The following is a 20,784-nucleotide window of genomic DNA, read 5'->3' on the forward strand; positions in this document are numbered from 1 at the left end:
CAGTTGCCGCTATACGCCCGTGGCGGGGTGCGATAGGCAAAACGGCACTCGCCACGGGCGTTCCGTCCCGATTCCGCACCTATTTTCGAGGGGCAGCTGAGCGCTTGATCTCGGTCGTCATTCCCACGGGCCAGACCCACGCCCTGCTGATCCCGACCCTCGCGGCGCTGGTGCCCGGCGCGGCGACCGGCATCGTGCGCGAAGTACTGCTGGTCGATGGCGGCACCGCGCCGGATGTCGCCGAGATCGCCGACGCCGCCGGCTGCGAATATCTGCACGGCCCGGAAGATTCCGGCGAGCGGCTGCAGCTCGGCGCGCGCGCCGCCCGGTCGCAATGGCTGATGTTCCTCGCCCCCGCCGGCCTGCTGCAGGAAGGCTGGACGCGCGAGGTGCGCGGCTTCATCGAGCAGGTCGAGCGGATGGGCGCGAACGACCGCCGCGCCGCCACCTTCCGGCTGGCGCTGGATGGTTTCGGCGTCGCCCCGCGCCTCAGGGAAGCCGCGGCGGTGGCGCGCCACGCCATCACCGGCCGCCCGCGCCCGGAGCAGGGCCTGCTGATCCATCGCCGCTTCCACGAGGCGCTCGGCGGCTACGAGGCAGGCCCGCAGGCGGCACGCCGGCTCATCGCGAAAATCGGGCGCTCGCGCCTCGTGCTGCTGCGGTCGCAGATGTTGTTGCCGGACCAGTGAGGCCGGTCAGGCCGACGTGCGCAGCTTGCCGCGCTTCAGGTGCTCGTCGAGCCGCGGCAGGATTTCCACGAAATTGCAGGGCCTGTGGTTGATGTCGAGCTGCTGGGCGAGGATGCCGTCCCAGCCGTCGCGGCAGGCACCGGGCGAGCCGGGCAGGCAGAAGATGTAGGTCGAATTGGCCACCCCCGCCGTGGCGCGGCTCTGCAACGTCGAGGTGCCGATCTTCTGGAAGGAGATCAGGTGGAAGATGGTGGAGAAGCCTTCCATGCGCTTCTCGAACAGCGGCTCCACCGCTTCCGGCGTCACGTCGCGGCCGGTGAAGCCGGTGCCGCCGGTGGTGATCACCACGTCGACCGCCGGGTCGGCGATCCAGTGCGCGACCTGCGCGCGAATCTCCTCGACATCGTCCGGCACGATGGCGCGGGCGGCGAGGCGATGGCCGGCGCCCTCCAGCCGCTCGACCAGCGTGTTGCCGGAACGGTCGTCGGCAAAGGTGCGGGTGTCGGAAATCGTCAGCACCGCGATGGCCAGCGCGACGAAAGGCTTTTCGGAAGAAACGGCACTCATGATGGGCCTCGCGCGGGCAGTCGTCAGATGCGGCCCTGGAAGGTGTTGCACTGTTTCATATTGCCGGATTGCAGCCCGGTCTTGAACCATTTCGCCCGCTGGGCCGAGGTGCCATGGGTGAAGCTGTCGGGCACGGCATAGCCCTGCGCCTGCTTCTGCAACCGGTCGTCGCCGATGGCGGAGGCGGCGTTCAGCGCCTCCTCGATGTCGCCATCCTCGAGAATCCGCCATTGCGCATTGGCGTGATAGGCCCAGACGCCCGCCAGGCAGTCCGCCATAAGCTCGACCCGCACGGACAGCGCATTGGCCTCCGAGCGCGAGACCTGCCGCTGGCGCGCCTGCACCTGCGAGAGGATGCCGATCTGGTTCTCCACGTGGTGGCCGACCTCGTGCGCGATGACATAGGCGGCGGCGAAGTCGCCCGGCGCCTTGAAGCGCTGCTTCATCTCCTGGAAGAAGGCGAGGTCGAGATAGACCTTCTCGTCATTCGGGCAATAGAACGGGCCCATGGCCGACTGGGCGGCGCCGCAGCCCGAGCGGGTTGAGCCGGAGAACAGCACCAGGCCGGGTTCCTGATAGGTCTCGCCCTGCGCCTTGAAGATCGGCGTCCACACATCCTCGGTCTGCGCCAGCACGGCGCTGGCGAACTGGCCGAGCTGGTCCTGCGGCTTGCTCTGCTGGCGCGGGGGAGCCGTCTGGCTCTGCTGCTGGCTGGAGCCATCGCCGAGCAATATCTCTGCGCCGCCGATCAGCACGGCCGGATTGATGCCGGTGGCCCAGGCGATCAGGCCGACGATGATCAGCCCGCCAATGCCGAGCCCGCCGCGTCCACCCGGCAGGCGCCCGCCACCGAAGCCACCTCCGTCGCCACGACGATCCTCGACATTGTCGCTGCGCCGGAAGTCTTCCCACTTCATGTGCCGTCTCCCGTCACTGCCACCACGGTGCGATAGTGATGCACCCGCACCGTGGCAGCAATGCGCAGAAGTCCGCGCGGTTCCGCGCGATCAGGCGGCGGCGCGGGCGGGGCCGGCGAGCCATTCCCGCGTGAGATTGACGTCCGCCTGCGACAGGCCATGGCCGACGGGGAGCGTGCGGTGGTCGAGGCTTGCCCCGGCCGCACGCAGCTGCCCGGCGAGGCGGGCGGCGTTGTCCTCGGGCACGATCGGGTCCATCGCGCCGGAAAGCAGCAGCACGCTCCGGCCCCCGAGATCCGCCACCGGGGGATTGGCCAGCGGCACCATGGCGCGCAGCAGCGCTGCCCCCGCCAGCGCGTCGGGCTGCGTCAGCAGCACGGCGGCGGCGATGTTGGCGCCGTTGGAGAAGCCGACCGCGACCGGCGCGGCAAGGCCATAGGCGGCGCGCGCCTCGGCGATGAAGCCGGCGAGTTCGGCCGCGCGGTCGCGCACGTCGTCCTCGTCGAACACGCCTTCGCGCAGGCGGCGGAAGAAGCGCGGCATGCCGCCTTCCAGCACCTTTCCGCGCGGGGAGAGCAGCGCGGAGCCGGGCGAGAGCTTGCGGCCGAGCCCGATCAGGTCGTTCTCGTCGCCGCCGGTACCGTGCAGCAGCAGCAGCGGCGGGGCGCTCGCATCGATGCCGGGCTCATAGCGATGGACGAAGGAAAGCGCAGCAGTGTCGCTCATGGCGGCCTCCTGTCTCGTGATGTGGGGAATGGTGCCGCCCGCGGCGGCAGAATCCGGCTTGAAATCGGCCACGACCACCTTCTCCCTCTCCCCAACGGGGAGAGGGTTGGGGTGAGGGGGCTTCTTTGGCTCCGCAATCGCTAAAGCCCCTCACCGACCCGCTTCGCGGGCCACCTCTCCTCAATAGGGAGAGGAAAAGCCGTTCCGGCTCCTGGGAATGGCGCCGCCCGGTGAGGGGCGGCGCCGTATGGATTCACGCGATCTCGGGCAGAACCGCCTCGATCTGGCTGCGGCGGTTCTCCAGGAAATCCGGCAGCTTCAGCGCTTCGCCGAGATGCGCCGGCGCCTCGTCCGCGGCGAAACCGGGAACGTCGGTGGCGATCTCGAACAGCACATGGCCGGGCTCGCGGAAATAGACGGATCGGAAGTAGTTGCGGTCCTTCTGCTCCGTGGTGCGGATGCCGTGATTCTCCACCAGCTTGCGCACCATCTCCTCCTGCCCGGCGTCGTCGGCCGCGCGGAAGGCGATGTGGTGCACCGAACCGCCGCCCATGCGGGCGGGCAGGAAGCCGCCGGCCTCATGGATGTCGACGATGCCGCCGATCTCCGTGCCCTCGGCCTTGAAGCGCACCAGCGACCCCTCGCGGCCGATCTCGGTGAAACCGAAGATGTCGGTGAGGATGGCGCCGGTGGGCGCCGCCTCGGCGAGCAGCAGGTTCACGCTGTGGAAGCCGCGGATCGCGTGCTCGGCGGGAACGTCCGTGCCGATCCAGGCCGGCTCGTTCTCGATGCCGGGCACGCCGACCAGCGCGAGGCGCATGCCATGCGGATCCTTGAAGGACAGCACGCTCTCGCCGAAGCGCTTCACCGGCGCGCTGTGCGACACGCCCTTCTCAATGAGGCGCTGCGTCCAGTAGCCGATGGAACCGGCCGGCACGCGGAAGGCGGTCTCCTGCGTCTCGCCGACGCCGAGCCGGCCGGGCGCCACATGGTCCCACGGGAAGAAGGTGAGGATGGTGCCGGGCGAACCCGCCTCATCGCCGTAATAGAAGTGATAGGTGCCGGGATCGTCGAAATTGACGGTCTTCTTCACCAGGCGCAGGCCCAGCGTGCGGGTGTAGAACTCCACGTTGCGGCGCGCATTGCCGGCGATCGCCGTGACGTGATGGATGCCGTTGCGGTTCATGATCTTGCCCTCGGATCGAGCGCATCTGGCGCTCGCTGTGTTCGGTGAGCGCGATCTGCGCTCGTCTTGGTGAGGAAGATAACCCGGCACAGACGCAATGCCAGACCCGATCAATTGCGTTGACGCAATGTCACTCCTGCTGCTATGGTGCAAACCATCGCGAATCCAATAATTTGCGTGATATCGCAGGAACTTGCCGATGCGGCAGGAGGAGACCCGAATGGCCGAGCCCTTCAAGAACCTCGCCTGGGACGACTTCCGGCTGATCAAGGCGGTGGCGGATGCGCGCGGGCTGCCGGCAGCGGCGGCGATGATCGGGGTGAACCACTCCACCGTGTTCCGCCGGCTGAAGCAGATCGAGGAAGCGCTCGGCGCCGTGCTGTTCGAGCGCCACCGCACCGGCTACGCGCTCACCCCTGCCGGCGAGGAGATGGTCGCGCTGGCCAACCGGCTGGACGAGGAGATCACCGCGGTCGGCCGCAAGCTCGCCGGCCGCGAGCCCGCCCCCTCGGGCGAATTGCGCGTGACCACGCCGGATTCGCTGCTCATCGAACTGCTGATGCCGATGCTCGCCGCCTTCCGCGAGCGCTATCCGGAAGTACGGCTCGACATCGTGCTGAGCAACCAGGCGCTCAATCTCTCCAAGCGCGACGCCGACGTCGCCGTACGCGCGACCGACCATCCGCCGGAAAATCTGGTCGGGCGCCGCATCGCCCGCATCGCCTGGGCGCTCTATGGCCGCGCACAGGATTTTCCCGAGCCCGGCAGCGTGACGCAGGAACAGCTCGACGCGCGCAACTGGGTGTCGCTCGGCGACACGCTCGGCGCGCTCAAGGCGGTGAAGTTCGTGCAGGAGAACGTCGCGCCCGAACGCGTGGCCTACAAGATCAACAGCGTGCTGGGCCTTGCCGAGGCGGTGGAGGCGGGGATCGGCATCGGCCACATTCCCTGCCTGATCGGCGATTCACGCCCCACGCTGGTGCGGCTCGCCCCGCCGGACGACGACTATGCCGCCGACCTCTGGCTGCTCACCCATCCCGATCTCAGGCATTCGCCGCGCGTGCGCGCCTTCCTGGATTTCCTCGCGGTGGAGATCGCCCGGCACCGCCGCTTCATCGAGGGCGATGCCGGCCACCAGCCGGACGGCCCGCTGGCGGAGCCGGAGGCGGATGTCAGGGCTTGATGCGCGCCAGCAGCGTGTTGCGCACGCTGGTAAGCTCATCCGTCAACATGCCGATCGCCTCATGGTCGCGCGCGATGCAGGCGCCGATCTTGCCGGGAATGCCCTCCGCCTCCTGGCGCAGCGCCCGTCCCTTCTCGGTGAGGTGGATGCGCACCTGGCGCTCGTCGGCGACGTCGCGCACGCGCCGCACCAGCCCCGCGCTCTCCAGCCGCTTGAGCAGCGGGGTGAGCGTGTTGGTCTCGAGCATCAGCCTCTCGCCGATCTGGCCGACCGTCACGCCGTCCTCGGCCCACAGGGTGACCATGGCGAGGTATTGCGGGTAGGTGAGGTTCAACCGGTCCAGAATCGGCTTGTAGACGCGGTTGAAAGCGTGATTTGCCGAATAGACGGCGAAGCAGAGAAAATCGTCGAGCTTCAGTGTTTCGTCGTTGGACATGGCGACCGCGGTTGGCTGTTCCTTGCAACCTGACTCGCGCCCGCAGCGTTCACAAGCGGGATTTTGCGTAAGCCGAACTTCGCGCGGGGCGCGGATGACGATTTGATGAAGCCGCCGCTGTCCTCTATAGCATCGGCAAAACATCCATCGGGGAATCGTGCTCATGTCGGGGGGAGCCGCCACGACGAAGCCGGGCGGCTTTGCCGAACCGGTCTCGCACGGCGATCTTAGCGCGACCGGGCGCCGCTCGGCCCGCCTGCGGCTGCGCGCCGCCTGGATGTACTATGTCGAGGGCATGACGCAGAGCGCCATTGCCGAGGCGCTCGACATCGGCCGCGTCACCGTGGTGCGCCTGCTGGCGGATGCTCGTGCTTTGAACGAAGTCAAAATCTCGCTCTCGCGCGAAATCGCCGAGCTGCCGCGACTCGAAATGGAATTGCAGAAGGCGTTCGGCCTGCGCGAGGCGATCGTCGCCCCGCTGTCCGGACCGCTCGCCGACCCCACCAGCGCCATCGGCGCGGCCACCGGCCAGTTCATTTCCGACCTGATCCGCCCCGAGATGAAGATCGGCTTCGGCTGGGGCCGCACGCTGATGCGCGCGCTCGGCTTCATCGACGAGAAGGCGGTCGCCAACGTCTCGGTCATCTCGCTGCTCGGCGGCATCACCAAGGCGCGCCAGTACAACCCCTCGGAGTTCGCCTGGCAGCTCTCGCGCATCTTCCAGGCCGACTGCCACCTCATCGCCGCCCCGGCCATCGTCGACAGCATCGAGACCAAGAAGGCGCTGATCGAGCGCTGCGGCCTCGGCACGGTCTATGCCCTCGCCCGCGAGATGGACGCCGTGGTGGTCAGCGTCGGCGAGATGGACAGCGACAGCACCTCGCTGCGCTTCGGCTTCTTCTCCGATGCCGACTGGGCCTCGCTGATCGCCGCCGGCGCGGTGGGCGACGTCGTCTACAATTTCATCGACACGCAGGGCCGGGTGATCGACCACCCGATCAACAGCCGCATCATGTCGATCCCGCTGGAAACGCTACAGGCGACACCGGAGCGCATCCTCACCTCCGGCGGCCCCGGCAAGACCGATGCGGTGATCGGCGCGCTGCGCCTGCTGCGCCCCACCGTGTTCATCACCGACGAGATCACCGCCGCCGCCGTGCTGGCCAAGGTGGCGCAGGCGGGCGATACGCCCTAGGAAGCCGCGGTTTCGCACGGAACATTTGTGCGCGGCCGAATTGTTGAGTACCGAAAGGTGAGGCAGGGTGAACGCACCCGCCGCGTCCTGCGGGGGAAGGATTTTCGCTGATGTTCGTCCAGAACGGGATTGTCCGCTCCGGCATCGCCGCCGAACTGGCGCGCCGCGTCGAGACGCATGGCCCCATCACCATCGGTCTCGCCGGTGCGGGGCAGATGGGCACCGATCTCATCGTGCAGGCCGCGCTGATGCCGGGCGTGCGCATCGGCGCCGTGGTCGAGCTCAACGCCCAGACCGCGATCGACGCCGCGCTGATGGCCGGCCACCGGCGCGAGGACATCGTTTCCGTCTCGACCAGCAGCCAGATCGACCGCGCCATCGAGGCCGGCCATTTCGTCATCACCGACGACTACCGTGCCATGTGCGCGGCCGGACATATCGACGTGGTGATCGACGCCACCGGCAGCCCGAACATCGGCACGCTGGTCTCGCTGGAGGCGATCCACAACGGCAAGCATGTGGTGCTGCTCAGCGTCGAGGCCGACATCACCATCGGCCGTTTCCTGAAGCAGGAGGCGCGCGCCGCCGGCGTGGTGCTGACCGGCGCCGCCGGCGACGAGCCCGCCGCGACGGTGGAACTGATCGGCTTTGCCCAGTCGCTCGGCTTCGAGATCGTCTGCGCCGGCAAGGCCAAGAACAACGCCTTCAAGCCCGACGCCATTCCCGACGAGTTCGAGGAAGAGGCGAAGGCACGCAACATGAATCCGCGCATGCTGGTCGAGTTCGTCGACGGCTCGAAGACCATGGTCGAGATGACCGCGCTGGCCAATGCCACCGGCCTGGTGCCGGATGTGCCGGGCATGCACGGGCCGCACGCCGACCGCGACGTGCTGGCGCAGGTGCTGTGCACCCGCGAGGATGGCGGCATCCTCTCGCGCACCGGCGTGGTCGACTTCACCCTCGGCAAGGGCGTGGCGCCCGGCGTGTTCTGCATCGTCAAGCCGCGCCATCCGCGCGTGATGGAGCGCATGATCGACCTCAAGGTCGGCCCCGGCCCCTGCTTCGCGCTGATCCGCCCCTATCACCTCACCAGCCTCGAAGTGCCGCTGTCGGCGGTGCGCGCCGTGCTGCACGGCACGCCGGACATGGAAGTGCTGGACCACCCGGTCGCCGAGTGCACGGCGGTGGCCAAGCGCAACCTCAATCCCGGCGACGTGCTCGGCAAGATCGGCGAGTACGACTATCGCGGCTTCACCATGGCCTGGCGCGAGGCCCGCGACAGCTTCGCCCTGCCGCTCGGCATCGCCGAAAGGGCGCGGGTGCTGAAGCCGGTCAAGGCCGGCGAGCGGCTGACCTATGACAACTGCCAGCCGGACGACCAGCTCATCGTCACCCAGATCCGCCGCCGGCTCGACCAGGCCGACGCGCAGTATCTGGCGGCGTGAGCGGACGTCTCTCGGTCGCCGGATTTCTCGAAGGACGTCATCCCGGACGGCCGTAAGGCCGATCCGGGATCGCTCTTGCCAATTTCCAACGAGGCCCGCTCTGCGCGACGCTCCGGCCGGGATGACGGCGACGGAGGAGGCCCGCTCAGCCATTGCCCGGCTGGCCGAGCGCGGCGAAATGCGCATTGGCGAGGCGCGCCTCGGCCTCGGCCAGCGCGTCGGCGAGCTGGCGCACCTGCGCGGGATCGAGCACCAGCTGGAGCGCGGGCACCGGCTCGCCGGGCTTGGGCGCCTGCGTGCCGATCTCGATGCGCAGGCCCACTTTCTCGGTGCCGAACAGCGCGGTGGTGAAGGCCTGCATCGGCCACACCTTGAGATGACCCTTGTCGTCCTTGTCCCAATCGTCGAAACGGCCGGCCATGCTGGTCTCCTCTTGAGGCGGATCTGGCGCGCGCGGGCGCCGTGTCAGCCTCGATCTAGCACCGATTGCGGCGCGCGCGACAGACCGTGCGGGACACCACCTGCGCGACACTCCGCGCTCAATGGAAGTCGCGCGACTTCGGCAGGATGCGCAGCTGGCGCGGATGGCCGTGGCCGGAGCGGCGTCCGGCCAGCAGATGCCCCTCCCCCGGTTTATCGCGCACCCGCTCGTCCTCGCCGGGGTCGACCTGCGGACGCGGCAGGTGCCGGGGGTCCTCGAACAGGCGGGCCAGCTCAGTGGAGCGGTCGAACACCCGCTCACCCATGACATGCACGACGCCGTCCTTGCTCTTCTGCACCCGCCCTTCCACCACGACGAGGCGCGCGCCCATCACTTGCGCGCGGTAGCGCTCGAACTGCCGCGCCCACAGCAGCACGTTGACGATGCCGGCCTCGTCCTCCAGCGTCATGAAGATGGCGTTGCCCTTGCCCGGCCGCTGGCGCACCAGCACGATGCCGGCGGCGCGCACGTAAGCCCCGTCGCGCGCGCCCGCGACACCGGCGCTCGACAGCACGCCCTCGCGCGAAAACACCTGCCGCAGCATGCCCATGGGGTGGCCCTTCAGCGACAGGCGTGTCGTCTGGTAATCGACCGCGATCTGCTCGGGCAGCGGCATGAGCGGCAGATGCGCGTCGAGATCCGTGCCGAGTTCGCGCGCATCGGCGGCAGCGAACAGCGGCAGCGGCACGTCGTCCGGCAGCCGGCGCACCGCCCAGGCGGCTTCCCGCCGGTCGAGCCCCATCGAGCCGAAGGCATCGGCATCCGCCAGTTTGCGCAGCGCCGCCACCGGCAGGCGGGAGCGGCGGGAAAGCGTCTCGATATCGGCGAGGAAGCCGCCCGCCCGCGCCGCGTCGAGCTGTTCCGACCACGCCTCGCCGAACCCGTCGAGCTGACGCAAGCCCAGCCGCAGCGCCAGCGGCTGGCCGGGCGCATCGCGCTCCAGCGTATTGTCGTGATGGCTGTAATTGACGTCGACGGGGCGGATTTCGACGCCGTGCTCGCTCGCATCGCGCACGATCTGCGCCGGGGCGTAGAAGCCCATGGGCTGGGAGTTGAGCAGCGCCGCGGCGAAGATGGCGGGGTAGCGGCATTTGATGAAGGCGGAGATGTAGACCAGCTTGGCGAAGGACGCCGCATGGCTTTCGGGGAAGCCATACTCGCCAAAGCCCTTGATCTGCTCGAAGCAGCGCTCGGCGAAGGCGCGCTCATAGCCGCGCCGGGTCATGCCATTGATCAGCTTGTCCTTGAATTCGCCGATGGTGCCGAGATTGCGGAACGTCGCCATGGCGCGGCGCAGTTTGTTGGCTTCGTCCGACGTGAACTCGGCGGCGACCATGGCGAGCTTCATCGCCTGTTCCTGGAACAGCGGCACGCCTTTGGTCCGCTCCAGCACGGCGTATAATTCGTCCTGCGGATAGCCGGGACCGGGCGAGGGGTAGATGACCTTCTCGCTGCCCTCGCGCCGGCGCAGATAGGGATGCACCATATTGCCCTGGATCGGGCCGGGCCGAACGATGGCGACCTGAATGGTGAGGTCGTAAAGCTCGCGCGGCTTCAGGCGCGGCAGCATGTTCATCTGTGCCCGGCTTTCCACCTGGAACACGCCGATGGAATCGCCCCGGCACAGCATGTCGTAGACGTCCGGCCGCTCCTTCGGCACGTCCGCGAGGCCCCAATCTTCCCCTTCATGCTGCTTGATCAGGTCGAGCGATCTGCGGATGCAGGTGAGCATGCCGAGCGCCAGCACGTCGACCTTCAGGAGGCCGAGCGTATCGATGTCGTCCTTGTCCCATTCGATGAAGGTGCGCTTCTCCATCGCCGCATTGCCGATCGGCACCGTCTCGTCGAGCCGCTGCTGCGTCAGCACGAAGCCGCCGACATGCTGGGAGAGATGGCGCGGAAAGCCGAGCAGGCGCGCGGCGAAATGGATGGCGCGGGCGACCATCGGGTTCGACGGGTCGAGCCCCGCCTCGCGCGCCTGGCTCTCCTTGATCTCGTTGCCCCAGCTGCCCCACACCGTGCCGGCGAGACGCGCGGTGACGTCCTCGGTGAGGCCGAGCGCCTTGCCGACATCGCGCATGGCGCTGCGCGGGCGATAGGAGATGACGGTGGCGACGATACCGGCGCGGTGCCGGCCATAGCGCGCATAGATATACTGCATCACCTCCTCGCGCCGCTCATGCTCGAAATCGACGTCGATGTCGGGCGGCTCCTTCCGCTCCTTCGAAAGGAAACGCTCGAACAGAAGCTCGCTCTCGAATGGATCGACAGCGGTGATGCCGAGCACGTAGCAGACGGCGGAATTGGCCGCCGAGCCGCGCCCCTGACACAGGATGCGCTCCTTCTCGGCGAATTCGACGATGTCGCGAATGGTGAGGAAATAGGAGGCGTAGCCGAGCTCGTCGATGAGGGCGAGTTCCGTCCGCAGCTGCGCCGCCACCTTGTCGGGCACGCCGTCGGGATAGCGGACAACCGAGCGCTGCGCGACGAGTTCCTCCAGCCGGCGCTGCGGCGTGTAGCCGGGCGGCACCGGCTCCTCGGGATATTCGTATTTCAGTTCCCCGAGCGAGAAATCGATGCGGGCGAGGAAATCGCGGGTCTCCGCCACCGCCTCCGGCGCGTCGCGGAACAGGCGCGCCATCTCGGCCGGCGGCTTCAGATGGCGCTCGGCATTGGCCTCCAGCAGGCGCCCCGCCGCCTCGATGGTCGTGCCCTCGCGGATGCAGGTGAGCACGTCCTGCAAGTCGCGCGCGTCGGGGTGGTGATAGAGCACGTCATTGCTGGCGAGGAGCGGCACGCCGGCCTTCGCCGCCAGCGATGTCAGCGCGGCGAGCCGGCGGCGGTCGTCACCCCGGCGGCCCATCCGGGCGCCGAGCCAGAGCGCGCCGGGCGCCGCCTCGTGCAGCGGGCCGAGAAAGCGGCTCAGGTCCGCTATCTGCTTTGCCGGCAAATCATCGGGGGGAAGAAGGATGAGCGAGAGACCGCCGGCGTCCGCCAGCAGGTCATCTAGCTTCAGGATGCACTGGCCCTTGGCGCCGCGCAGATTTCCGACAGTGAGCAGGCGGCAGAGCCGGCCCCAGCCTGCGCGCGTCTGCGCATGGGCGACGATGTCCGGCGTGCCGTCGGCGAAGACGAGGCGCGCGCCGACCGCGAGGGTGAAGGGCAGCGTCGCCGTCGGGTCCGCGAGCGCCTGCCGATGCGCCTCCCGCGCCTCCTTCAGCGCTGCATAGGCGCGCACCACCCCGGCCACCGTGTTGCGGTCGGCGATGCCGATGCCGGCATGGCCGAGCGCCATCGCCTGCGCCACCAGATCCGCCGCCGTCGACGCGCCGCGCAGGAAGGAGAAATGGGTCGCCGTGACCATGTCCGCGAAGAAGGGGGTGCTCATGGGCGGCTCACGGGAACAGCCCGTGCAGGAACCAGCGCGGCTCGCCGCTCTCGCGGCCATAGAGTCCGGCGCGGAACAGCCAGAAGCGGCGGCCCTCACGGTTCTCCACCCGATAATAGTCGCGGGTGGGGACACCCTCCGGCTGGCGCCACCATTCCGGGGCGATGCGCTCGGGCCCCTCGGCGCGGGCGACCTCATGCACCACGCGGCGCCAGCGGAAGCGCAGCGGCGGGCCGTCCGGCACCTCGGCCAGCGCCTCGACCGGCTGCGGCGGCTCGAACATCGTCAGGGGGCGCGGCAGCCCGTCCGCCGGCGGGGCGGGCGGCGATGCCGGCAGATCGGCCGTGGGCACCAGCGCGCTCGCCCGGCTCGGGTCATGGGTGTCGCGCAGCAGGAAGCGCAGCACCCGCTCGCGCCCCAGCCGCACGGCGAGCCGGTCGATCAGCGCCGCGACCTCCTCTTCCTCGATGGCGCGCCCGTCGAGGCTCACCTGCGCCGGGGTGAGCGGCTCGGCGCGCAGCACGGCGAGGCGCACCAGGTCGAAGCCGAAGCCGGGGTCGATGGGGTCGGCCAGCGCGTCGATCTTCTCCCGCCACAGCCGGGCCAGCGCGGCGTGGTCGCGCGAGGGGCGCGCGGTCTCGACCTTCAGCCGCCGCACCGCCCCGTCGGCACGGAAGAACGACGCCTCGAAGGCGCGCCCGCCCTCCCCGCGCGCCTCCAGCATCAAAGCGAGATCGTCGACCAGCAAAGCGAGCGTCGCCTCGATGTCCTGCGCACGGGCGATCGGCTCGGCGAAGCGGCGCTCGGCGATCGCCGCCGGCAGCGGCCGGCGCGGCACCAGGCGGATATCCTCCTCGCCCCGCACGCGGCGCAGCCGCGCCAGCAGATCCTCGCCGAAACGCGCAGCGAGCGGCGTGCCGGGCCGGGTGGCGAGATCGCCAATGGTCCTCAGCCCGGCGCGGGAGAGGCCGGTCGCCGCCTCCTCGCTTATGCCGAGGAGGGCGATGGGCAGCCCCGCGACCGCGCGCGCCTCGCCGCCCGGCGCGACCACGCCCCCCTCGCCCGCGCCCCCCTCGCCCGCGCTTGCCTTGCCTGCCCGTGCCAGCGCCCGCGCGGCATCCGGCGTGCCGGCGATGACGCCGACGGCGCCGAGCCCGTGGCGCTGCAAATGGGCGAGAAGCCGCGCACGCATCGCCGCCTCGCCACCGAACAGATGCGCGCAGCCGGTGATGTCGAGCATCAACCCGTCCGCCGCATCGAGCGCGACCAGCGGGGTCCAGCGGTCGCAATCATCCGCGACCTTCTCGAAGAAGGCGGCATCGGCGGCGGGATCGTGCTCGACCACGGCGAGGTCGGGAATGCGCGCGCGGGCATCCGCCAGCGTCAGGCCGGGCACGAGGCCGTGCCGGCGCGCCGCCCGGTCGACGGCGGCGAGACGCAGCGCGCCCTTCACCTTCTCGGTGAAGACGAGCGGAGCGGGGGCGAGCGGGTGGGCGGACGCATCCTCAGCCGGCGCGGCGGAGCGCGACGAGAACGCCCTCCCGCTCGCCCTCCCTCTGCTCCGCGCCTGGCGCACCCGCTCCAGCCGGTCCGCCGGCAGGAACGGAAACCACAGCGCGAGATAGCGCGACGAGGTCGCGGAAGGAACATGCCTCATGATCCCACTCCAGATTCCAGCTGCCCCCTTCCACCGGCCGCGCGCCCTCGCCGCCGCGATGGCGCAGCAAGGTGACGCAGAAGGCCGGTCCACCGGGCGCGTTGGCCTCCAAGGGCGCCGAGGCGGACGGCGCCACGCGCCAGCGTGTGGCGACCGCCGTCGGCAGTTCGCGCATGGTGGCGCGCAACAGCAGGCCGGTGACGCCGGAATCGGCGGCCCGCAGGGAAAGCCGCCTCGTGGCGGTGAGGTCGAGCGCCTTCGGCTCGCCGAAAGGCTCGATGATCAGCGCGCCGAGCCCGGCGCAGCGCACCGCGTCGCCCGCCGCGCGCAGCACCTCGCTCGCGTCGGGTGCCCGCACCAGGATCAGCCGCGCCGGGTCGAAGCCCAGCGCGGCGAGGCCCAGCGCCTCGGGCCGGCCGAGTTCGCCCTCCACCGCGTCCTGCCGGACCCAGAGGATGGGGCGCTCGCCCGACGCCGCCCGCAGCGCCAGCGCCAGGGCGAAACCGGTGGCTGCCGGCAGGTCGGCACCGCGTGCCGCCTGCACCTCGTGCAGCGCGCCGCGCGGCAGGGTGACGCCCGCCTGCGCCGGCCCGCCGGCCCCCAGGGAAAAGCTGTTGGCCACGTCCGGCAGGCGCTCCGCCTCCAGCCCGGCGAGCATCTGCCGAAGCGCGGCGACATCGCGGTGTCGATCCATGACGCGCTCGCGTTCGTTCCTGTTTTGTTCCTTCTAAAACGACTCTTTCCGCGTCGAGAGTCAAGCGCCATTCGGGAGAAGCTCAGCGTGCGTCGGGCCGCTTCTCGCGGAAGGTCCACACCGCGTTGCCGCCATAGTGCCAGAGCACCAGCAGGCCGGTGACGAGGATCTGCGCCGGCAGATAGGGGGCCGCCAGCACATGGGTGAGCAGCGCCATCAGCGCCGCGTTCAGCACCATGCCGATGCCGGCGACGAGCAGGAATTTCGTCATCGCCTCGCCATGCGGCTTCGACGAACGGAACACCACATGACGGCTGAACTGGTAGTTCACGAAGGCGCCGACGAGAAAGCCGGCGGTGGTGCCGAGCACCGGGCCGGCAAGGCCGGTCTGGACGAGGCCGATCAGCACGGCGTAATGCGCCGCGGTGCCGATGCCGCCCAGCGCGGCGAAGAGCAGGATATGGCGCAGCCGCGCCACCAGCCTGCCCGGCCGCGTCGTGCCGGCCTCGACCTGCAACCTGTCCACCGCGCCCACCATCCGTTTCCCGTCATCCCTGTCGCGGGCGATCCCGGCTCAGGGCTTTGCCTTCGCCACCTGCGGGCCCGCATCCCGGAGCGAGACCGCCGGTGCGTTCGGCTCGGGGGTGAAGGGATCGTCGTCGTCATCACTCGGCAGCGTCTGCCGCACCGGCGTGTGTCCGGCCCGCAGGTCCGTCACCGTGGCCAGCGCAACGCCCAGCCGGGAGACCGTGGCATAGGGCATGCCCCCCGCCTTGTCGCAGCCGATATTGGTCGAGGTCAGCAGGAAGTCGGCCGCATCCCAGTCCTCCACCACGTCGACATTGGGGCCGAGATAGGTGGAAGCCTGCACGTCCTCCGCGCACACCGCCACCTTGTAGCGGTGCGGCGGCGCGTGCGAGGCCGCGATCCGCTCCTCATGGTCGAGCCCGTGGCGCAGGTCCAGCGCCGCCTCGCGCAGGCTGGTCGACCAGTAGTCGCCCTCGAAGCGCCCCCAGGCGCCCGTGGTGCCGCCGACGAGCTGGTTATAGGCGACATATTCGTAAGGGTGCAGCCGCAGGAAGGTGGAGACATTGAACGCGAACAGCGCCACGATCACCGCCGCGAAGCCCGTGCCCGCCACCGCCGAGCGCGACCAGAGCGCGCGCCAGCCGGCCGTCAGCCCGAGCGCCGCCAGCACCGTCACCGGCGGGATCACGAACAGGAAGTGGCGGATGCCGTTATAGAGCGGGGGATCGTCGGCCAGGGTGAACACCACCGGCACCGCAATGGCGAGGGCGAGCGGCAGGAAGCCGATCACCCGACGCGGATGCAGCGCCAGCACCTCGCCCATCGCCCGCTCGCGCAGCAGGCGCACCCCGGTGGCCCCCAGCATGACCAGCGCCGCGACGAGGCCGAACAGCGTCACCTCCGGCAGCTTGATCAGCAGATATTCCGACATGTAGGTCGGCGGGATCTGGTCAATCGGCAGCTTTTCGCCATTGAGCATGGTCGACAGGTCGAAGGCGAAATTGTTGAAGGCGCCCATCGCCTTGAACAGGTTGGTGGGCGGCAGCACCGACCACGGCCAGGTCGCCGCCATGATGGCGAAGGCGACCACGCCGGCGACGAGCAGCCGGGGCAGCACGCGCAGCGGCAGGCGCCAGTCGCGGAACACCAGCATGCCCGCGCCGATCGTCACCAAAAGATAGAACACCGCGAAGACGCCGCCGACCCGAAGGCCGAGAGCGCTGCCCACCGCGATGCCCAGCCCGAGGCTGACCCGCCAGCCAGGGGCCTCGGGCAGCCGCGCCACCAGCGCGGTGGTGAAATAAAGGCTCCACACCATCGCCGCCGCGAAGGGCACGTCCTTGGTGTGGGTGAACATCGCCCCGCCATACATGCCGGTGAAGGCCAGCAGCAGCACCGCGAGGATGCCCGCCTTCTCGCCGCCGAGCAGCTTGGCGAGCTTCCACACGCCGATCAGGCCGGCAAAGCCGAAGCCGGCGGAAAGCAGATGGCGCCACTCATAGAGCGGCAGCGGCACGATAGGCTCGAAGCCGGCCGCGATCAGGTCGAACAGCCCGCCATAGAGATAGAGGTTGATGTAGTGGAACGCCTGGTCGTCGGTGAAGCCGCTGCGATACCAGGCGAGCAGCAGCTGGCCGTAGGTGTGCTGCACCAGCTCGTCATTCGAGATGCCGTAATCGCGGAAGGTGAGCACGATCCAGGCCGCCACCGCCGCGAACAAAGCGAGGCTGACGACGCGCGTGAGCGCGGCCGAACGCCAGACGCGCGCAACCGCAGGGGCGGCCCGGACCGCCGCGGGGAACTCCGACGCATTGAAACTCACGAGGCGAAACCATCCGGCACGAGCGAGGGGACATGCCGGCCGTCGGCATGGGTGGCGGTCGCGGGCAGCGAGGCGGGCGGCGCGAAGCCCACCTCGTCGGCGACGAGATAGAGCGGACGACGCTTCACCTCGGTGAAGATGCGCCCGACATATTCGCCGATCACCCCGAGGCTGATCAGCTGGACGCCGGAGACGAACAGCATGCTGACCATGATGGTGGGAAAGCCCGGCGTGCGTACGCCGAGGAACAGCGCCTCGCCGATGAGGTAGAGCCCGTAGACGCCGGACAGCAAGGCGAGCACGACGCCGATGAACGACCACACGCGCAGCGGCACCATGGAGAAGGACGACAGCCCGTCAATCGCGTAGCGCAGCAGCCGCAGCATGTTGAACGAGGACACGCCGCCGGCGCGCTCGGCCACCTCGAACTCGATCTCCTCCTGGCGGAAGCCGACCCAGCTGGTGATGCCCTTCATGAAGCGGTTGCGCTCGGGCAGGGCGTTGATGGCGTCGACCACGCGCCGGTCGAACAGCCGGAAATCGCCGGCGCCTTCGGGTATGTCCACCTCGCTGAGGGCCTGGAAGAAATGGTAGAAGCCGCGGGTGAACAGCCGGCGGGCGAGCGGATCGGTCTGGCGCGAGCGACGCACCGCGATCACCATCTGCGCGCCCTGCTGCCAGCGCTCGATCATCTCCGGAATCACCTCCGGCGGATGCTGGAGGTCGGAATCCATCAGGACGACGACATCGCCCACCGCGGCGCGCAGGCCGGCGGCCATCGCCGATTCCTTGCCGAAATTGCGGGCGAAACGCAGCGCCTTGACCGAAGGGTCGCGGCGGCCGAGCGCGACCAGTGTATCGAAGCTGGCATCCCGGCTGCCATCGTCGACGAAAATGAACTCCCGCTGCATGCCGGGATAGCGATCCAGCACCGCAGCGAGTCGCGCATGCAGAGCGTCGAGGCAGGCGGCCTCGTTATACACGGGCACCACCACCGATACGAGATGCGGCATTCCTCGGGACAGGCTCGGCATGTTGTCGTCGCTACTTTTACTTGATACCTGCCGTGACGGCAGGCGGCCACCCAAATCTTTAAAGGATTTTGACCTCTTGCGAAGTCCACGAACACGTATATTCGGATTGTGATGTTTGTTTGGCCGCGACATACCCATGAATGATGACCTGAAAGCCATAGTAATTTGCGCCGATGATTACGGCTTGAGCATGGGCATTTGCGATGCAATCGAGAGCCTGATCGCGCGCGGCCGGCTTTCGGCCACCGGCGCCATGACCGGCCTGCCCGCCTGGCGGCGCCGGGCGGGCGATTTCCGCCAGCTGATCAAATCCCATCCGGCGGATGTCGGGCTGCACTTCACCTTGACCGGACAGCGCCCCCTGTCGCCGGCGCGCGGCCTCGCAAAGGACGGCCGCCTGCCGGAAATCGGCGCGCTCATCCTGCGCGCACTGGCGGGAAGCCTGCCGCGCGCCGCCATCCGCGATGAATTGCGCGCCCAGCTCGATGCGTTCGAGGACCAGTGGGGGGCGCCGCCGGATTTCCTCGACGGCCACCAGCACGCGCATGCGCTGCCCGGCATTCGCGCCATCGTGCTCGACGAATTGTCGGCGCGCTATTCCGGCCACCCGCTCTGGGTGCGCAACTGCACCGAGCCCGCCGCCTGGGCGCGCCGGCGCCGGCTCGGCTGGCGCAAGGCGATGATCGTCGGCACGCTGGCCGCCGGCAGCGCGCAGGCGGCCAGGCGGGCGGGCTTCGCCAGCAATGACAGCTTTCGCGGGCTTTACGGCTTCACCCCGGACCCGCCCTATGGAGACGTGTTCCGCGCCAGCCTGCAGGGGCCGGGTGCGCGCATCCTCGTGCATTGCCATCCCGGCACGGTCGACGAGGAACTGCGCCGGCTCGATCCGCTGCTGGAACCGCGCGAGCGGGAGCTGGCCTATTTCACGTCGGAGCGCTGCGGCGAGGATCTGATCGCGGCCGGCGTGCGGCCGGCGCGCTTCCGCGAGACCGGGGATATTGCCGGCGCGTCAGCGCGGCGAGGCTGATCCCGCCGCCGGCGGCTCGGCCTTCACCAGCCGGCCCTCCTCGGCCTTGTAATAGAACTGGCTGGCGACCAGCCACCCCTTGAGCGGCCGCAGCGGTGGAATGCAGGTCAGCAGCATGACCGGCAGCGTCGTGACCAGATGCACCCAGTAGGGCGCCTGGAACGCCACCTCGATCCACAGGCCGAACAGCACCGAGGGCACGCAGACGAAGCAGATGACGAAGAAGGCCGGGCCATCGGCCGGATCGGCGAAGGAATAATCCAGCCCGCAGACCTCGCAGCGCGGCGCGAGCTTGAGGAATCCGTCGAACAGGCGCCCCTGCCCGCAGCGCGGGCAGCATCCCTTGATGCCACACTCAAAGGGGGAAAGCTTCGGCCAGTCGCGCTGTTCCATGTCCCGTCTCCCGACGTCGGGCGCCAAGGAAACACCAAGCGGCACATCCCGTCCGTCGCGTTCTAGATGCTCCGCGATCCATTCAATGTCAACGGTATTGTTGCTAAAATGAATGCAGTCAATTTACATTCAATTATACCAATGAATGGATCTTGTCGCGCGCGCCTGCCGGAACGTGGCGAGAAGATGGCGTTAACCAATTCCGGGCAATCTCCGGGCATCGACACACTTGCGATTCTCGCTTCCAGCGGCGCTGTTCCGACCATGAGTACCGGTAATGAGTAACGTCATTCCCTTCCCCGCCCGACCCGCGCCATCCGAAGCGGACGCCGATCTCTTCGACATCGACCTTCTGACGGCCGTGGACGTGGCGATCCGCGACCTGCGCGATCTCGCCCAGCGCCTGCACGGCGACGAGACGGGCCAGGAGCAGGCGCAGGAATGCCTCTCCATGCTCGCCCGCGCGCTGGAGAATGCCCGCGCCTATGGCTGAGGGCGGCACCCCGGCGCCGCGCCGGACCGGCCGCTAGCCGATCAGCTGGTGCAGCAGGAAGAGGCCGGCCTTCACGAAGGCCCAGACCACGCCCCACACCACGCCGAGCGAGGCGAGCGCGATGAGCGCGCCCAGCCCGGTCCAGATGCCGTCGCGCTCCAATATGCCGAGCGCCATGACGCAGATGGCGAGCGCCGGCAGCATGTTGCCGAGCGGGATCGGCAATATCAGCACCACCGCCAGCACGAAGCAGATCAGCCCGACGAGATTCTCCGCCGGCGGATGCGCCAGCACGCCCAGCCGGGGACGCAGCAGCTTCTCCGCCCTGGCCAGCCACGGCGTCGCCTTGGCGACGAAGGCCGCGAAGTCCTTGCGGGCGATGGAGCGGCGGGAAATCAGCGGCGGCAGCCAGGGCGTGCGCCCCAGCGCGAGCTGTGCGGTCAGGAAGACCAGCGGCGCACCCAGCACCGTCGAGGTGCCCGGCGGCGTCGGAATCACGTTGGGCAGGGCGAAGATCAGCATCAGCGGCCCGAAGGCGCGCTCCCGCATGACCCGCAGGAAATCGCCGACCGCGATGCGCTCGCGGGTGGGATCGCTGGCGATCTGGTTCAGGATCTCCGACAACCGGGACGCTTCGTCCGGCGGGACAGCCCCGGTACCGACGGCGCTCTCCTCGGAGGGGAAATCAGTCTGCACGGTGAAACGCTGCTCCTTGCGGGCCAGTCCGAACACGGCTCGCGATCAGGAGCCCGACGCCGTTCAGATAGTCCGTCCGCATGACATTCGCCAGACGCGCGGACCAAAGGCCGCGGGCGTCACGTCCAGCTGAACAGGAAGGCTCCCACCGCCAGCAGGGTGATCAGCACGACGGCGATCGAGTGCTTCATGGTCCAGTTGTGCAGCGTCACGGCATTTTCTCCCTC

The 20,784-nt window shown here is 69.1% G+C and carries 20 protein-coding genes; 6 read left to right on the plus strand and 14 right to left on the minus strand.

Features of this window, described 5'->3' with window-relative positions:
• The first annotated feature begins 104 nt into the window (after window positions 1–104).
• The gene (locus ACO2RV_RS12400; protein WP_423293321.1) at window positions 105–689 is read left to right on the plus strand and encodes a glycosyl transferase; all 585 of its coding nucleotides are present in this window, start codon (window positions 105–107) and stop codon (window positions 687–689) included.
• Window positions 690–695: 6 nt separating this feature from the next.
• Here ACO2RV_RS12400 and moaB read toward each other — a convergent pair whose 3' ends face one another.
• The 4 genes from moaB to ACO2RV_RS12420 form a co-directional block, all read right to left on the minus strand.
• Window positions 696–1,256, minus strand: coding sequence for a molybdenum cofactor biosynthesis protein B (gene moaB, locus ACO2RV_RS12405; RefSeq protein WP_423293323.1), 561 nt, complete (start codon window positions 1,254–1,256; stop codon window positions 696–698).
• Between the two features lie 23 nt (window positions 1,257–1,279).
• The gene (gene ypfJ / locus ACO2RV_RS12410) at window positions 1,280–2,173 is read right to left on the minus strand and encodes a KPN_02809 family neutral zinc metallopeptidase (RefSeq protein WP_423293325.1); all 894 of its coding nucleotides are present in this window, start codon (window positions 2,171–2,173) and stop codon (window positions 1,280–1,282) included.
• Window positions 2,174–2,263: 90 nt separating this feature from the next.
• The gene (locus ACO2RV_RS12415; protein WP_423293327.1) at window positions 2,264–2,899 is read right to left on the minus strand and encodes an alpha/beta hydrolase; all 636 of its coding nucleotides are present in this window, start codon (window positions 2,897–2,899) and stop codon (window positions 2,264–2,266) included.
• 253 nt (window positions 2,900–3,152) lie between these two features.
• Window positions 3,153–4,085, minus strand: coding sequence for a ring-cleaving dioxygenase (locus ACO2RV_RS12420; RefSeq protein ID WP_423293329.1), 933 nt, complete (start codon window positions 4,083–4,085; stop codon window positions 3,153–3,155).
• 220 nt (window positions 4,086–4,305) lie between these two features.
• Between ACO2RV_RS12420 and ACO2RV_RS12425 the strand changes: the two genes are divergently transcribed.
• Window positions 4,306–5,268, plus strand: a complete 963-nt coding sequence (locus ACO2RV_RS12425; RefSeq protein ID WP_423293331.1) for a LysR family transcriptional regulator — start codon at window positions 4,306–4,308, stop codon at window positions 5,266–5,268.
• Here the strand turns inward: ACO2RV_RS12425 and ACO2RV_RS12430 are convergent.
• Window positions 5,258–5,704 (minus strand): MarR family winged helix-turn-helix transcriptional regulator, encoded by a 447-nt coding sequence (locus ACO2RV_RS12430; RefSeq protein ID WP_423293333.1) that lies wholly within the window; start codon window positions 5,702–5,704, stop codon window positions 5,258–5,260. The two genes, ACO2RV_RS12425 and ACO2RV_RS12430, sit on opposite strands and share 11 nt — an antisense overlap.
• A gap of 163 nt (window positions 5,705–5,867) precedes the next feature.
• Between ACO2RV_RS12430 and ACO2RV_RS12435 the strand changes: the two genes are divergently transcribed.
• Together ACO2RV_RS12435 and ACO2RV_RS12440 are read left to right on the plus strand one after the other, a co-directional pair.
• Window positions 5,868–6,899, plus strand: a complete 1,032-nt coding sequence (locus ACO2RV_RS12435) for a sugar-binding transcriptional regulator (protein WP_423293335.1) — start codon at window positions 5,868–5,870, stop codon at window positions 6,897–6,899.
• 110 nt (window positions 6,900–7,009) lie between these two features.
• On the plus strand, window positions 7,010–8,344 hold the full coding sequence (locus ACO2RV_RS12440; RefSeq protein ID WP_423293337.1) for an NAD(P)H-dependent oxidoreductase: 1,335 nt from the start codon (window positions 7,010–7,012) through the stop codon (window positions 8,342–8,344).
• Window positions 8,345–8,489: 145 nt separating this feature from the next.
• Here ACO2RV_RS12440 and ACO2RV_RS12445 read toward each other — a convergent pair whose 3' ends face one another.
• The 7 genes from ACO2RV_RS12445 to ACO2RV_RS12475 all read right to left on the minus strand — a co-directional run bounded on the left by ACO2RV_RS12445 (window position 8,490) and on the right by ACO2RV_RS12475 (window position 17,927).
• Window positions 8,490–8,765, minus strand: a complete 276-nt coding sequence (locus ACO2RV_RS12445; protein ID WP_423293339.1) for a hypothetical protein — start codon at window positions 8,763–8,765, stop codon at window positions 8,490–8,492.
• Between the two features lie 118 nt (window positions 8,766–8,883).
• On the minus strand, window positions 8,884–12,213 hold the full coding sequence (locus tag ACO2RV_RS12450) for an error-prone DNA polymerase (protein ID WP_423293341.1): 3,330 nt from the start codon (window positions 12,211–12,213) through the stop codon (window positions 8,884–8,886).
• A 7-nt stretch (window positions 12,214–12,220) separates the two neighbouring features.
• Window positions 12,221–13,666, minus strand: coding sequence for a Y-family DNA polymerase (locus ACO2RV_RS12455; protein ID WP_423293438.1), 1,446 nt, complete (start codon window positions 13,664–13,666; stop codon window positions 12,221–12,223).
• 52 nt (window positions 13,667–13,718) lie between these two features.
• Window positions 13,719–14,564 (minus strand): ImuA family protein, encoded by an 846-nt coding sequence (locus ACO2RV_RS12460; RefSeq protein WP_423293343.1) that lies wholly within the window; start codon window positions 14,562–14,564, stop codon window positions 13,719–13,721.
• Between the two features lie 82 nt (window positions 14,565–14,646).
• A complete protein-coding gene (locus ACO2RV_RS12465; protein WP_423293345.1) occupies window positions 14,647–15,102 on the minus strand; it encodes a GtrA family protein in 456 nt (151 codons plus the stop codon).
• A gap of 36 nt (window positions 15,103–15,138) precedes the next feature.
• The gene (locus tag ACO2RV_RS12470; protein WP_423293347.1) at window positions 15,139–16,914 is read right to left on the minus strand and encodes an ArnT family glycosyltransferase; all 1,776 of its coding nucleotides are present in this window, start codon (window positions 16,912–16,914) and stop codon (window positions 15,139–15,141) included.
• Window positions 16,911–17,927 carry a glycosyltransferase family 2 protein gene (locus ACO2RV_RS12475; protein ID WP_423293350.1) on the minus strand — a complete coding sequence of 339 codons (1,017 nt, stop codon included), beginning with the start codon at window positions 17,925–17,927 and terminating at the stop codon, window positions 16,911–16,913. Before ACO2RV_RS12475 ends, ACO2RV_RS12470 begins: the two co-directional genes overlap by 4 nt.
• A 211-nt stretch (window positions 17,928–18,138) precedes the next feature.
• On the opposite strand from ACO2RV_RS12475, the gene ACO2RV_RS12480 reads away from it, so the two are divergent.
• A complete protein-coding gene (locus ACO2RV_RS12480) occupies window positions 18,139–18,975 on the plus strand; it encodes a ChbG/HpnK family deacetylase (RefSeq protein WP_423293440.1) in 837 nt (278 codons plus the stop codon).
• Here ACO2RV_RS12480 and ACO2RV_RS12485 read toward each other — a convergent pair.
• Window positions 18,958–19,368 (minus strand): DUF983 domain-containing protein, encoded by a 411-nt coding sequence (locus ACO2RV_RS12485; RefSeq protein WP_423293352.1) that lies wholly within the window; start codon window positions 19,366–19,368, stop codon window positions 18,958–18,960. The two genes, ACO2RV_RS12480 and ACO2RV_RS12485, sit on opposite strands and share 18 nt — an antisense overlap.
• A 277-nt stretch (window positions 19,369–19,645) precedes the next feature.
• Here ACO2RV_RS12485 and ACO2RV_RS12490 point away from each other — a divergent pair, with 277 nt between their 5' ends.
• Window positions 19,646–19,861, plus strand: a complete 216-nt coding sequence (locus ACO2RV_RS12490) for a hypothetical protein (protein WP_423293354.1) — start codon at window positions 19,646–19,648, stop codon at window positions 19,859–19,861.
• Window positions 19,862–19,894: 33 nt separating this feature from the next.
• Here the strand turns inward: ACO2RV_RS12490 and ACO2RV_RS12495 are convergent, their stop codons facing one another.
• Window positions 19,895–20,593 carry an exopolysaccharide biosynthesis protein gene (locus ACO2RV_RS12495; RefSeq protein ID WP_423293356.1) on the minus strand — a complete coding sequence of 233 codons (699 nt, stop codon included), beginning with the start codon at window positions 20,591–20,593 and terminating at the stop codon, window positions 19,895–19,897.
• Between the last annotated feature and the right edge of the window lie 191 nt (window positions 20,594–20,784).

The organism is Ancylobacter sp. VNQ12, assembly GCF_049445835.1.
GTDB lineage: Bacteria > Pseudomonadota > Alphaproteobacteria > Rhizobiales > Xanthobacteraceae > Ancylobacter.

Bases quoted from the DNA above. Each gene is read 5' to 3' on its own strand.
- ACO2RV_RS12420 (WP_423293329.1), bottom strand. From the start codon at position 4,085: ATGAACCGCAACGGCATCCATCACGTCACGGCGATCGCCGGCAATGCG.
- ACO2RV_RS12480 (WP_423293440.1), top strand. From the start codon at position 18,139: ATGGGCATTTGCGATGCAATCGAGAGCCTGATCGCGCGCGGCCGGCTT.
- ACO2RV_RS12430 (WP_423293333.1), bottom strand. From the start codon at position 5,704: ATGTCCAACGACGAAACACTGAAGCTCGACGATTTTCTCTGCTTCGCC.
- ypfJ (WP_423293325.1), bottom strand. From the start codon at position 2,173: ATGAAGTGGGAAGACTTCCGGCGCAGCGACAATGTCGAGGATCGTCGT.
- moaB (WP_423293323.1), bottom strand. From the start codon at position 1,256: ATGAGTGCCGTTTCTTCCGAAAAGCCTTTCGTCGCGCTGGCCATCGCG.
- ACO2RV_RS12415 (WP_423293327.1), bottom strand. From the start codon at position 2,899: ATGAGCGACACTGCTGCGCTTTCCTTCGTCCATCGCTATGAGCCCGGC.
- ACO2RV_RS12490 (WP_423293354.1), top strand. From the start codon at position 19,646: ATGAGTAACGTCATTCCCTTCCCCGCCCGACCCGCGCCATCCGAAGCG.
- ACO2RV_RS12475 (WP_423293350.1), bottom strand. From the start codon at position 17,927: ATGCCGCATCTCGTATCGGTGGTGGTGCCCGTGTATAACGAGGCCGCC.
- ACO2RV_RS12435 (WP_423293335.1), top strand. From the start codon at position 5,868: ATGTCGGGGGGAGCCGCCACGACGAAGCCGGGCGGCTTTGCCGAACCG.
- ACO2RV_RS12440 (WP_423293337.1), top strand. From the start codon at position 7,010: ATGTTCGTCCAGAACGGGATTGTCCGCTCCGGCATCGCCGCCGAACTG.
- ACO2RV_RS12445 (WP_423293339.1), bottom strand. From the start codon at position 8,765: ATGGCCGGCCGTTTCGACGATTGGGACAAGGACGACAAGGGTCATCTC.
- ACO2RV_RS12450 (WP_423293341.1), bottom strand. From the start codon at position 12,213: ATGAGCACCCCCTTCTTCGCGGACATGGTCACGGCGACCCATTTCTCC.
- ACO2RV_RS12460 (WP_423293343.1), bottom strand. From the start codon at position 14,564: ATGGATCGACACCGCGATGTCGCCGCGCTTCGGCAGATGCTCGCCGGG.
- ACO2RV_RS12465 (WP_423293345.1), bottom strand. From the start codon at position 15,102: ATGGTGGGCGCGGTGGACAGGTTGCAGGTCGAGGCCGGCACGACGCGG.
- ACO2RV_RS12425 (WP_423293331.1), top strand. From the start codon at position 4,306: ATGGCCGAGCCCTTCAAGAACCTCGCCTGGGACGACTTCCGGCTGATC.
- ACO2RV_RS12485 (WP_423293352.1), bottom strand. From the start codon at position 19,368: ATGGAACAGCGCGACTGGCCGAAGCTTTCCCCCTTTGAGTGTGGCATC.